This is a genomic window from Hansschlegelia quercus (genome assembly GCF_004310425.1).
In the GTDB taxonomy this organism is placed as follows: Bacteria; Pseudomonadota; Alphaproteobacteria; order Rhizobiales; family Methylopilaceae; genus Methylopila; species Methylopila quercus.
The window spans coordinates 37,350-48,938 of record NZ_SIUB01000004.1; the positions used below are offsets into that span (position 1 = coordinate 37,350).

Sequence of the window (11,589 nt, forward strand, 5' to 3'; positions counted from 1 at the left end):
ATCGTAGGGAGCGCCGTTCACGCGTGAGCGACCGCCGCCTGGGCGTCTTCCGCGACGGGCTCGGGCTGAGCCGGCAGGTCGGGCTTCGGCGTCTTCGTCAGCAGACGGCAGAGCCGCGCGAGAACGCCACGCAATTCCTTGCGATGAACGACCATGTCGACCATCCCGTGGTCGCGGAGATATTCCGAGCGCTGGAACCCCGCGGGGAGCTTTTCGCGGATGGTTTGCTCGATTACGCGAGGGCCGGCGAAGCCGATCAGAGCTCCGGGCTCGGCGATCGCGACGTCGCCCAGCATGGCGTAGGAGGCGGTGACGCCGCCGGTCGTCGGGTTGGTCAGCACGACGATGTAAGGCTTCTTCGCCTCGCGCAGCATCTGCACGCCGACGGTCGTGCGGGGCATCTGCATCAGCGAAAGGATGCCCTCCTGCATGCGTGCGCCGCCGGACGCCGCGAACAGGATGAGCGGCGTGCCGCGCTGAACCGCGGTCTCCAGCCCGCGCACGATCGCCTCGCCGGCCGCCATGCCGAGCGAGCCGCCCATGAAGTCGAAATCCTGCACGACGACGGTGACGGGCGTGCCCTCGATCGTCCCCGTCGCGACCTTCACGGCGTCGGCCATGCCGGTCTTGGCGCGAGCGTCCTTCAGGCGGTCGCCATAGCGCTTCTCGTCGCGGAACTTGAGCGGATCGGTCGCGACCTCGGGCAGCGCGATCTCCTCGTAGCCGGGATCGAGCGTCGTCGCGAGCCGCTGCTTGGCGCCCATGCGCAGGTGATAGCCGGAGCCTGGGATCACCCAGTCATTGGCTTCCACGTCCTTGTGGAAGACGAGCTGGCCGGTCTCCGGGCACTTCACCCACAGGTTCTCGGGCGTCGTGTCGCCGCGGCGGGTCAGCAGGCTGTTGATCTTCGGCCGGACGACGTTGACGAGCCAGTTCATAGGCGAGGCTTCTCCTTGGGGGCGCGGTCAGGCTGCGGCCCGGCCACGCCGGACGCCGGCTGCGAGGCGCGAGACGAGATCGGCGACTGCCGGGACGGTCGAGGCCGTCGCCCGGTTCTCGCCGTCGAGGCTCTTCGCAACGGTATCGACGATGGCGGATCCAACGACCACAGCGTCGGCGGCGGCTGCGATCGCTGCGGCGTGCTCGGGCGTCTTCACCCCGAAGCCGACGGCGACCGGCAGCTTGGTATGGCGCTTCAGCCGGGTGACGGCGGCGCCGACAACGTTGAAGTCCGGCGTCGCCGAGCCCGTGATGCCAGCGACCGAGACGTAATAGACGAAGCCGGCGGTGTTCTTGAGCACGGCCGGCAGGCGCTTGTCGTCGGTCGTGGGCGTCGCAAGCCGGATGAAGGCGAGTCCGACGCTAAGCGCGGGAAGGCAGAGCTCCTCGTCCTCCTCCGGCGGCAGGTCGACGACGATCAGCCCGTCGACGCCGAAGTCCCGCGCCTCGTCGAGAAAGCGTTCGACGCCGTGGACGTAGATCGGGTTGTAATACCCCATCAGGATGATTGGCGTCGTCTGGTCCTGCTCGCGGAAGGCGCGGACGAGGTCCAGCGTCTTCACCAGCGTCTCGCCGGCAGCGAGCGCACGCAGTCCTGCGGCCTGGATTGCGGGACCATCGGCCATCGGGTCGGTGAACGGCATGCCAAGCTCGATGATGTCCGCGCCCGCCTTCGGCAGCGCGCGCAAGATTTCGAGCGAGGTCTCGTGGTCGGGATCGCCTGCGGTGACGAAGGTCACCAACGCGGCGCGGCCCTGGGCCGAAGCCTGCGCAAAACGCGCGTCGAGGCGGGCGGTCACAGGCTCGACCCCAGCCGTTCAGCGATCTGTGGCACGTCCTTGTCGCCGCGGCCGGAGAGGTTGACCACCATCAGATGGTCCTTCGGCATATCAGGCGCCAGCTCGATGACCTTCGCGATCGCGTGCGCGCTTTCGAGCGCAGGAATGATGCCCTCGAGCTTTGAGAGGACTTGGAAGGCCTCGACCGCCTCGTCGTCGGTGGCGGACAGATACTTCACGCGGCCAACATCGTTAAGCCAGGCGTGCTCCGGACCAACGCCGGGATAATCGAGGCCGGCAGAAATCGAGTGCCCCTCTTCGATCTGCCCGTCCCTGTCCATCAGGAGATAGGTCCGGTTGCCGTGCAGGATGCCCGGCGCGCCTCCGGCGATCGATGCGGCGTTCAGGCCGGACAGACCGTGGCCCGCGGCTTCGACGCCGTAGATCGCAACCTCCGGGTCATCGAGGAACGGGTGGAAAAGCCCCATCGCGTTCGAGCCGCCGCCAACACAGGCGAACAGACTGTCGGGCAGCCGACCTTCCGCCTCCTGCATCTGCGCCTTGGTCTCGTCGCCGATGACCGACTGGAAGTCGCGCACCATCTCCGGATAGGGATGCGGGCCAGCGACCGTGCCGATGCAATAGAAGGTGTCGTGGACGTTCGCGACCCAGTCGCGCAGCGCCTCGTTCAAGGCGTCCTTCAACGTCTTCGAGCCCGACTCGACGGGAACGACCTCGGCGCCCAGCATCTTCATGCGGAACACGTTCGGCGCCTGACGCGCAACGTCGACCGCGCCCATGTAGACGATGCATTTCAGCCCGAAGCGGGCGCAGAGCGTCGCCGTGGCGACGCCGTGCGAACCGGCGCCGGTCTCGGCGATGATGCGCTCTTTGCCCATCCGGCGGGCGAGCAAGATTTGGCCGAGGACGTTGTTCACCTTGTGCGAACCGGTGTGGTTCAGCTCCTCGCGCTTCAGATAGATCTTGGCGCCGCCGAGATGCTCGGTCAGCCGCTCGGCGAAATAAAGCGGGCTCGGCCGGCCGATGTAATGCGTGCGGTAGCCGTTCATCTCGGCGTGAAAGGCCGGGTCGGTCTTCGCCGCCTGATATTCCTTCTCGAGGTCGAGGATCAACGGCATCAGCGTTTCGGCGACGAAGCGGCCGCCATAGATGCCGAAGCGGCCGCGCTCGTCGGGACCCATGCGGAAGGTATTCGGCTGCGGCTGCGCGGTCACGAGGCTGTCCCTGAAACCCTAAAAAGGCCCGGCCGCCCTGGCGGCCCTGACGAAGGCTGCGATCCGCTCCGGGTCCTTGACGCCTGGCACCGTCTCGACGCCGGACGAGACGTCTACCGTTTTCGCGCGCGCGACGCGGACGGCTTCGCCCACATTCTCCGGCGTCAGGCCCCCGGAAAGCACGAACGGTCGCGCGGGGTCAAGGTTTGCGAGCAGTTCCCAGTCGAAGGCTAGGCCGTTGCCGCCCGGCAGCTCGGCACCCTGCGGCGGCCTGGCGTCGAACAGCACACGGTCTGCGGCGTCCCAATAGAGCTCGGCTGCGGCAAGATCGGCCTCGGCTCCCAGCGGGATCGCCTTCCAGACCTCGCGGCCGAAGATGCGGCGCAGCTCCGCCGCCCGCTCCGGACTCTCGTCGCCGTGGAGCTGGAGCACGTCCGGCAGGGTCGCCGATACCAGCTCGCCCACGAGATCGTCGCTGGCGTCGACGAGAAGTAGCGCGACGCGGGCCCTCCCGCGGGCGAGGGCCGCGAGTTCCGCCGCCTTTTCGGGCGAGACGTGGCGCGGGCTCTTCGGGAACGAGACGAGCCCGACAAGATCCGCTCCAGCCCCGAGCGCCGCCTCAAGCGTCGCGGGCTCGGACAGTCCGCAGATCTTCACCTCGATCGACATCGTCAAAAGCCACCAGAACGAAGGCCGTCACCTTCCTAGATGAGGCCTCGGCTTCGCATACGCAGGAAACGGCGTCTACGGACTTTTTCACGTACGATAAATGTACTTATGGTCGAATATCGCGTGATTGACGTGAGTTACTTGCGACGGCCGAGGCTTTCGCCTAAATCATGCCTCAATTGCTGCCGCGCGGGATGTGCGGCGCCCCGGAGCTTGCCTCATGCGCCTTCCTCTCGTTGCATCCGCAGCCCTCGCGCTCGGCGTCGTTCTCGCCGCTCCGGCCCACGCTGAACCGACGACGCTGCTAAACGTCTCCTATGACGTTGGCCGCGAATTGTTCGCTGCCGTGGACAAGCAGTTCGCGGCCGACCGCAAGGCGGAGACCGGAGCGGAGATCACGGTCAACCAGAGCCATGCCGGCACATCGAAGCAGGCGCGCGCCATTCTCGAAGGGCTTGAGGCCGACGTCGTCACCTTCAACCAGGAGCTCGATGTCCAGATCCTCGCCGACAAGGGCGGCCTGGTCGCCGCGGACTGGAAGAACAGGTTCCCGAACAACGCCTCGCCGTTCTATTCGCTTCCGGCGTTCGTGGTGCGCGCGGGCAACCCCAAGAACATCAAGAACTGGGACGATCTCGTCCGCGACGACGTGAAAGTCGTGTTCCCGAACCCGAAGACCTCAGGAAACGCGCGCTACACCTATCTTGCGGCCTACGCCTATGCGCTGAAGACCAACAATGGCGACGAGGCCAAGGCCGACGCCTTCGTGAAGAAGCTGCTCGCCAACGTGCCGGTGTTCGACACCGGCGGCCGCGGCTCCACGACCACTTTCGTGGAGCGCGGCATCGGCGACGTGCTCGTCACCTTCGAGGCGGAGACCGCCGCGGTGAAGAAGGAGTACGGCGCGGATAAGGTCGACACGGTCACCCCGCCCGTGAGCCTGCTCGCGGAGTTCCCGGTCGCAGTCGTAGACAAGGTCGCCGAGCGCCACGGCACGCAAGCGCTCGCGAAGGACTATCTGAACTACCTCTACTCGCCGAAGGGCCAGGAGATCATCGCGTCGTTCAACAACCGCGTTCAGGACGCGACGATCATGACGGCGAATAAGGACAGGTTCCCGTCCGTCGAGCTGCTGACCGTAGACAACGTCTTCGGCGGTTGGAAGAAGGCGAACGAGACGCACTTCGCCTCTGGCGGCAAGCTCGACCAGGTGTTCGTCGGGCGCTGATCACAAGACGTCATCCCGGACGCGGCCTGATGGGTCGCGATCCGGGATCGCGCGCCGTATAAGCCGCTTCTTTCTGACGCCGATCCCGGCTCGGCGCCACGCGCCGTCCGGAATGACGCGTCTCCGAACACGGCGCCTGATGTCCCGTACCCCCCTCCCCGGCTTCCGCCTCGCGCTTGGGCTGACCCTCGCCTATCTCAGCGTGATTGTGCTGCTGCCGCTGGCGTCGCTCGTCTGGCAGGCCTCAGGCCTAGGGGCGGCGCGCTTCTGGACCGTCATCACCGGCGACCGCGCGCTGGCCGCCTTCCGCGTCACGATCCTGTCCGCGCTCGCCGCCACCGCCATCAACGGCATCGTCGGCCTCGCCTTGGCCTGGGCGCTCGCGCGTTATGAATTTCCCGGCAAGCGCCTGCTCGACGCGCTCGTCGACGTGCCCTTCGCGCTGCCGACCGCAGTCGCGGGCGTGGCGCTGACGGCCTTGTTCTCGGCCAATGGCTGGTATGGCGCGTGGCTCGCGCCTTACGGGATCACTATCGCCTATGCGCCGGCCGGCATCGCCGTCGCGATGGCCTTCACGAGCCTCCCCTTCGTGGTCCGTTCGGTGCAGCCGGTGCTCGAAGACCTCACCGACGATGTCGAAGAGGCGGCGCAGACGCTCGGCGCGGGTTCTGCGCGGATCTTCACGAGCGTAGTCTTTCCCGCGATCTTTCCGGCGTTTCTCGCCGGCCTGAGCCTCGCTTTCGCGCGCTCGCTCGGCGAATTCGGCGCGGTTATCTTCATCGCCGGCAACCAGCCGTTCCGCACCGAGATCGCGGCGTTGCTCGTCTTCATTCGGCTCGAGGAATACGACTATCCCGCGGCGGCGGCGATCGCGACGGCGATGCTGGCGCTCGCCTTCGTCATGCTGCTCGTGACCAACGCCATACAGCTCTGGCATCTGCGCTACACGAGGGCGTCGTGACCTCCCGCCCCCGCGTCGGCGATTCGGCGCCGGTTCGCCTCGCGATCCTCGGATTCGCGTGGGCCGCCGCCGCCTTCCTGATCGGCGGCCCGCTCGCGATCATCTTCGCCGAAGCCTTCAAGCCGGGCGTCGCCGCTTATCTCGCGAACCTCGCGACTCCCGACACCCTGCACGCGATCCAGCTTACCGTCGCGACCGCGCTAATCGCAGTTCCGATCAACACCGCCTTCGGGATCGCGGCGGCATGGGCGGTCGCCAAGTTCGAGTTCCGCGGAAAGGGGCTGCTGATCGCGCTGATCGAGCTGCCCTTCTCGATCTCACCGATTGTCGCCGGCGTCGCCTATCTGTTCGTCTACGGCATGCAGGGCTGGTTTGGGCCCTGGCTGCAGGAGCATGGAATCCGGGTGATGTTCGCCTATCCCGCGATCGTGCTGGCGAGCCTGTTCGTCACCGCGCCGTTCGTCGCCCGCGAAATCCTGCCGCTGATGCAGCAGCAGGGCAGCCACGAGGAGGAGGCGGCGCTGACGCTCGGCGCCTCGGGCTTCCGGACGCTCTGGAGCGTCACCCTGCCGAACGTGCGCTGGGCGCTGCTCTACGGCATCGTGCTGACGAACGCGCGGGTCATGGGCGAATTCGGCGCGGTCTCGGTGGTCTCTGGCAACATCCGCGGCGTGACCAACACGCTGCCGCTGCAGATCGAACTGCTCTACCAGGACTACAACGCGGCCGGCGCCTTCGCGGCCGCGACTGTGCTGGCGGGGATTGCGCTGGTCACAATCGTCGTGAAGCTCGTGATCGAGAAGCTCGAAGGGAAGAGCTGACCTCCCCCCCTCGCTTCACTCAGACCGTCAGCGTCTCGACGGTCTCGGCCGCAGCGCCCGGCCGCGCGATCGTGACGATCGTCTCGCCCTCGACCTCGACCTCGATCGTCACGGTCATGTTCGCCGCGCGCGCCACGAGCCCGGTGTAGAACGGCTGGATCACGTGGGCGTCGATCCTGTCCTCCGGCGCCTGGCCGGCGAGCAGCAGGAGCACGTTCGCCGGCACGCGGGCCTGCGGGCCCGTTGAGCTCAGGCGGAACTCCGTCGCCTCGCCTTCCCCGGACGCCGACACCGCGATGACGCCGCCGCGCGGGATCGTGGTGGTCGCGACGAGAACGAGGTTCAGCAGCAGCTTGACCATGTTCTTCGGCAGCAGCTGCCGGTTCGCCTCCCAGGTCAGCTTGGTCTTCTGGTCCTCGACGAAGCCGCGAGCGACCTGCTCGGCGTCTCCGAGGTCGAGCATGGCGGCCGCCGAGCCCGCCGCGCCGAAGGCGATGCGGCAGAACTGCAGGCGCGCGGAGGCCTGAGCCGCGCTCTTCTTGATCAGGTCGAAGGCAAAGCCGCGCATGCCCTCGTCCTTCTCGTCCTCGAGGATTTCGAGGCCGTTGACGATGGCGCCGACCGGCGAGATCACGTCGTGGCACACCCGGCTCGCCACCAGCGCGGCGAGATCGAGCCCGTCGAGCATGATCGGCGCCTCGGCGGCATTCCCGTCAGAGGTTGACATCGCGGCTCCGGCTAAGGCTTTGAGGGCTTGCGTCAGGACGTCCGGCCTTTTGGCCTGAGTCGCCCACGGCCTGCGAGGGCCAACCGCCTGATACACGCTGGCGCGAGCCCCCTCAAGGCTCGGCCTTTCCGCCTTTGCTGAAACGGAGCCTTCGAGCCGATGCCGGACCTCTCGACCCTGCGCGCTCTGGCGGCGCTTTGTGTGGAAGCCGGCCGGGTCATTCTCGACGTCTACGAAAAAGAAGCGATCGAGGTTCGCTCGAAAGAGGACCGCAGCCCCGTGACGGAAGCGGACGAGGCTGCGGAAGCGGTCCTGATCACCGGGCTTGCCGTGCTCTATCCCGGCATCTCGATCATCGCCGAAGAAGCATCCTCCCGCGACGGCGTCCCCGGCGACTGCCCGCCTCGCTTCCTCCTTGTCGATCCGCTCGACGGCACGCGCGAGTTCATCGCCCGAAACGGCGAGTTCACCGTCAATGTCGGCCTAGTCGAGGACGGGCGGGCTGTGGCCGGCTGCGTCCACGCTCCGGCGCTTGGCGCGACTTGGATCGGGGCCAAGGGACTCGGCGCGTTCGTCGCCCGCGCCGCCTTGCGCGAGACGCCCACGGCCGACGCATGGACGCCGATCGCAACCCGGATCGGAGGCGAGACACTCTGCGCGGTCGCGAGCCGCAGCCATTCGAACACCGAGACCGAGGACTTTCTGTCGACGCTTGCGATCGGCCATCGTCGCTCGGCGGGCTCTTCGCTCAAGTTCTGTCTCGTGGCGGAAGGCGAAGCCGACGTTTATCCCCGCTTCGGCCCGACCATGGAGTGGGACACCGCGGCCGGCCACGCGGTGCTCAGCGCGGCAGGCGGCTCGGTCATGACGCCCGAGGGCGGAGCCTTCCTCTACGGCAAGGTCGACAAGGGCTTCAGGAACGGCGGCTTCGTGGCCTGGGGCCGCGAGGCGGGCTGATGATGCCCAGTCGCGCCTTACGCTCAGCCCTGACGGCGCCTGCGGCCCGTACGGCGGCGCGCGTGGCGACCATCGCCTGCCTCTGCATCCTGATCGTGCTGTCGCTGGCCCCGGCCGGCGTCATGGTGCGGACGCCCGCGCCGAAAGTCTTTGAGCATTTCCTGGCCTATGCCGGAACCGGAGCCTTCATGGTCTTCGGCTTCGCGCAAGCGGGTCGCCAGATCATTCAGGCCACCGCCGCTCTCGTTGCGTTCGCCGGGCTCTTGGAATATGCGCAGCGGTTCTCGCCCGGCCGCGAGAGCGGATGGGATACGTTCTTCGCGAGCGGGATCGGCGCGATCATCGGAGCCGCGATCGTGGCTTTCGCCTGTCGCCGGCTGGCCCGGCCTTGAAACGTCGACGCCGTTAGTCGGTGAGCTTGGCTTCCAGCTTCGGCCACGCCGCCTCGGCGGCTGCGTCGTTCGCGAAGGAGTCTCGCGCTTCGGATGTACGGAAGAGATAAAGCCTGTCGCCGCTCACGCGGAACAGCAGCGGGTGGCCGGCCGCAGCCGCGCCGTTTGCGACCGCTTCAGGGTCATAACCGCCGAACCGCGGCGCATAGACGTCCGGGGCGGACAGAAAGGCCGCGCGGTTGGCTTCGCTCTCAAAGCGCCAGGCGGCGCCGTTCCATTCGGCCTCGATGTCGCGGCGGCCGGGCGTCGCCTTGCTGTCGACGAAGTAGGCGACCGGGTCGTAGCCGTAAAGCGCGATGCCGCTGGAGGGATCCGATACGACCTTCTCGGTCAATCCCGGAACCGCCACCGCCGAGCCGCAGCCGAAGGCGAGCGCCGCCAGCAGCGGCGCGATCAGTCGCGTCGATTCCATATCCGTCCCGCCTGTCGGGCCGCTCGTTTCGGCGGCTATCCGTCCTGTCTCCCTCTGCTTAACCCAGCGCCGTTCACCTTTGAGTAAAGCCTGTCGCTCAAATTGTATCGAATCAGCGCGAATCAGCTGTTCGACGCTGTTTTCGCGCGCCTTTCGAGGAAGGACCGCTGCGATGATCTCGAAGTCGCTCTTCGCCGGCGCCATGCTCGCTCTTGGCTTGGCGGGCTCCGCCCATGCGCAATATGCAGAACAGCGCCCGACTCGGGCCGCCTATTCCGACGAGGCCCCGCCTCGCCGCACGTATTCTTCGTCGGAAATCGTAGACAAGGGTCACGCCTTCTTCGGATCGACCACCCGCGGCCTGGCGGAAATCGTCGAAAAGGCCACCAAGCAGTGGGGCGAGCCTGACGCCTACATTCTCGGCGAAGAAGGCTCCGGCGCGTTCGTCGGCGGCCTGCGCTATGGCGAAGGCAAACTCTTCACCCGCAAGGGCGATCGTGGGGACCGCGTCTACTGGCAGGGTCCGTCGGTCGGCTTCGACTTCGGCGGCGACGGCGCCCGCACGATGATCCTCGTCTACAATCTGCGCTCGCGGATGTCGCTGTTCACACGCTTTCCCGGCGTGAACGGTTCGGCCTATTTCATCGGCGGCTTCGGCATGACGGCGATGAAGCAATACGACACCGTGCTGGTGCCGATCCGCACCGGCGTCGGCGCTCGTCTCGGCGTCAATGTCGGCTACCTAAAGTTCACGCGCAATTCGACCTGGAATCCATTCTGAAGAGCCGCATTCGGCTCTTGAGCAAGATCCGTGGGCTGGCCGATCGACCGCCTGACGCCTTGGCGCGGGCGGGCGACCGTGTCATCCTGACGTTCGTCGCGGCGGGCCTCATTCGCTCGACCCCTCCTCCGCGCTGAAGCCGGGATCGTATGGTCGAGCCCATCCTCTATTCCGCCTTCGGCTTCCTCCTCGCGACGCTGCTCTGGCTGCTGTTCCTGCCCGCCTTCTGGCGCAGGGCCGTGCGCCTCACCCGCGCGCGGATGATCGACAGCCTGCCGGTCTCAGCGGACGTGATCGTCGCGAGCCAGGACCGGCTGCGGGCCGAACACGCGGTCGCGATGCGCGCCGCCGAGCGCCGGGCGGAGCTCGCCGTCGGAGGGCTCGATACGGCGCGGCTCGCGGCCGCCCGCGCCCGTGCGGCGGAGCTTGGCCAACGCGCCGATATTGAGGACCTCCGCGCCAAGGTGGCGGCGCTCGAAGCCGAGGACGCGCGTATGCGCCGCGCGGTCGGAACCGCGATGGAGGGCGAGAAGCGCTCGGCGGAAGTCGTGCTCGCGGCGGAGACCGCCCGCGATCAGTTGGTCGCCGAGTTGAAGGCCAGCAAGGCGCAGGCGGAAACGTCCCGGCTCGCGGCCGAGCAGGCGCGTATCGAGGCCGCGACGCTGAAGAGCCAGATCGCGAAGCTGGAGGCGCGTGGGGTCCCGACGACCGCCGACAATGACGGCCCTCCGAACCCGATGGCCAGCCTGTTCAAGCGGGCTCCCGAGCGCGCAGGCGCCTGAGGCGTCAGGCCTTCTTGTAGAAGGGTTGAGTATCGCGCTCGAAATAGACGTCAAGCGGCGAGCCGGGCACGGTCACGAAGTCGATTACGTCGGATGGCCGCGCGGCCTCCTCCAGCACGTCGCTGATCTTGTCGAAGACGGGCTCGACATCGCCATCGGCTGCAAGCCCGATGACGAGGCGCTTTACGCCGCTCGGGTCCGGCTCTACGGCCTGCGCGACATAGGCCGCGCGCACCTCGGGCATTGTCGCGAACATGGCTGCAAGCGGCGCGGTCAGGTGGACCGGAAGCGGATTCGGTCGTCCGACGAGGGTGGGCGGTCCGCCGTCGCCGTCGTCCTGGCCGCGTTCGAAGCCGCTTTCCGCCACGCGCGCAAAATCGCCCTTCAGGATCGCGGCGATCTCCTCGGCCATGAACTCCCGACCGTGCTCTGAACCAGGGTTCAGAACGAAATGCGCGTCGTCGATCTGCTCCGAGATCTGCTTGAGCGTCTGGCGCACGATCATCAGCTTTTCGTCGCCGAACATCGCCTCCACGCGGGCTTCGGAGGTGAAGATCGGCACGAAGACGTCGTCCTCATGAGTCACTTCGGGGACGATGTAGCCTTCCCTCGGATCGCCGGAATCGATCAGCGCGAGGATGAGATCCGACTTCGCCAGCGTCTTGAGGAACGACGTGCGCTGCTCCGGCTCGGCGGCCGATCGGACGAGAAGCCGTTCAAGATCATTCTCGGGGGCGAACATCGGAGCCTTCCGGTCGTCGACACACGGCGCCGCGCAAAGCGGCG

The 11,589-nt window shown here is 67.2% G+C and carries 14 protein-coding genes; 7 read left to right on the plus strand and 7 right to left on the minus strand.

Annotated elements, in window-relative coordinates; genetic code table 11:
• Positions 1-17 precede the first annotated feature (17 nt).
• The 4 genes from accD to EYR15_RS09635 are packed head-to-tail and all read right to left on the minus strand — an operon-like array spanning position 18 to position 3,682.
• Positions 18-938 carry an acetyl-CoA carboxylase, carboxyltransferase subunit beta gene (accD, locus tag EYR15_RS09620; protein WP_131003335.1) on the minus strand — a complete coding sequence of 307 codons (921 nt, stop codon included), beginning with the start codon at positions 936-938 and terminating at the stop codon, positions 18-20.
• A 27-nt stretch (positions 939-965) separates the two neighbouring features.
• Positions 966-1,799, minus strand: a complete 834-nt coding sequence (gene trpA / locus EYR15_RS09625; protein WP_131003336.1) for a tryptophan synthase subunit alpha — start codon at positions 1,797-1,799, stop codon at positions 966-968.
• A complete protein-coding gene (trpB, locus tag EYR15_RS09630) occupies positions 1,796-2,980 on the minus strand; it encodes a tryptophan synthase subunit beta (RefSeq protein ID WP_131003583.1) in 1,185 nt (394 codons plus the stop codon). Before trpB ends, trpA begins: the two co-directional genes overlap by 4 nt.
• A gap of 51 nt (positions 2,981-3,031) precedes the next feature.
• Positions 3,032-3,682, minus strand: coding sequence for a phosphoribosylanthranilate isomerase (locus EYR15_RS09635; protein ID WP_131003337.1), 651 nt, complete (start codon positions 3,680-3,682; stop codon positions 3,032-3,034).
• 220 nt (positions 3,683-3,902) lie between these two features.
• On the opposite strand from EYR15_RS09635, the gene cysP reads away from it, so the two are divergent.
• The 3 genes from cysP to cysW all read left to right on the plus strand — a co-directional run bounded on the left by cysP (position 3,903) and on the right by cysW (position 6,692).
• Positions 3,903-4,910 (plus strand): thiosulfate ABC transporter substrate-binding protein CysP, encoded by a 1,008-nt coding sequence (cysP, locus tag EYR15_RS09640; RefSeq protein ID WP_131003338.1) that lies wholly within the window; start codon positions 3,903-3,905, stop codon positions 4,908-4,910.
• Between the two features lie 139 nt (positions 4,911-5,049).
• Positions 5,050-5,871 (plus strand): sulfate ABC transporter permease subunit CysT, encoded by an 822-nt coding sequence (cysT, locus tag EYR15_RS09645; RefSeq protein WP_131003339.1) that lies wholly within the window; start codon positions 5,050-5,052, stop codon positions 5,869-5,871.
• Positions 5,868-6,692, plus strand: a complete 825-nt coding sequence (gene cysW, locus EYR15_RS09650) for a sulfate ABC transporter permease subunit CysW (RefSeq protein WP_131003340.1) — start codon at positions 5,868-5,870, stop codon at positions 6,690-6,692. The genes cysT and cysW overlap by 4 nt, the downstream gene beginning before the upstream one ends.
• Positions 6,693-6,711: 19 nt before the next feature.
• On the opposite strand, the gene chpT is transcribed toward cysW, so the two are convergent.
• The gene (gene chpT, locus EYR15_RS09655) at positions 6,712-7,419 is read right to left on the minus strand and encodes a histidine phosphotransferase ChpT (protein ID WP_131003341.1); all 708 of its coding nucleotides are present in this window, start codon (positions 7,417-7,419) and stop codon (positions 6,712-6,714) included.
• A gap of 159 nt (positions 7,420-7,578) precedes the next feature.
• Between chpT and cysQ the strand changes: the two genes are divergently transcribed.
• Positions 7,579-8,376, plus strand: coding sequence for a 3'(2'),5'-bisphosphate nucleotidase CysQ (cysQ, locus tag EYR15_RS09660; protein WP_131003342.1), 798 nt, complete (start codon positions 7,579-7,581; stop codon positions 8,374-8,376).
• Positions 8,376-8,768, plus strand: a complete 393-nt coding sequence (locus tag EYR15_RS09665; protein WP_131003343.1) for a VanZ family protein — start codon at positions 8,376-8,378, stop codon at positions 8,766-8,768. Before cysQ ends, EYR15_RS09665 begins: the two co-directional genes overlap by 1 nt.
• 13 nt (positions 8,769-8,781) lie before the next feature.
• Here EYR15_RS09665 and EYR15_RS09670 read toward each other — a convergent pair whose 3' ends face one another.
• Complete coding sequence (locus tag EYR15_RS09670; RefSeq protein WP_245498238.1) at positions 8,782-9,240, minus strand: YHS domain-containing (seleno)protein; 459 nt, start codon at positions 9,238-9,240, stop codon at positions 8,782-8,784.
• 172 nt (positions 9,241-9,412) lie between these two features.
• On the opposite strand from EYR15_RS09670, the gene EYR15_RS09675 reads away from it, so the two are divergent.
• Together EYR15_RS09675 and EYR15_RS09680 are read left to right on the plus strand one after the other, a co-directional pair.
• Positions 9,413-10,021, plus strand: a complete 609-nt coding sequence (locus EYR15_RS09675) for a DUF1134 domain-containing protein (protein ID WP_131003344.1) — start codon at positions 9,413-9,415, stop codon at positions 10,019-10,021.
• Between the two features lie 149 nt (positions 10,022-10,170).
• Positions 10,171-10,803, plus strand: coding sequence for a hypothetical protein (locus EYR15_RS09680; protein WP_131003345.1), 633 nt, complete (start codon positions 10,171-10,173; stop codon positions 10,801-10,803).
• Between the two features lie 4 nt (positions 10,804-10,807).
• Here the strand turns inward: EYR15_RS09680 and EYR15_RS09685 are convergent, their stop codons facing one another.
• On the minus strand, positions 10,808-11,545 hold the full coding sequence (locus EYR15_RS09685) for an enhanced serine sensitivity protein SseB C-terminal domain-containing protein (RefSeq protein WP_131003346.1): 738 nt from the start codon (positions 11,543-11,545) through the stop codon (positions 10,808-10,810).
• Positions 11,546-11,589: the final 44 nt, after the last annotated feature.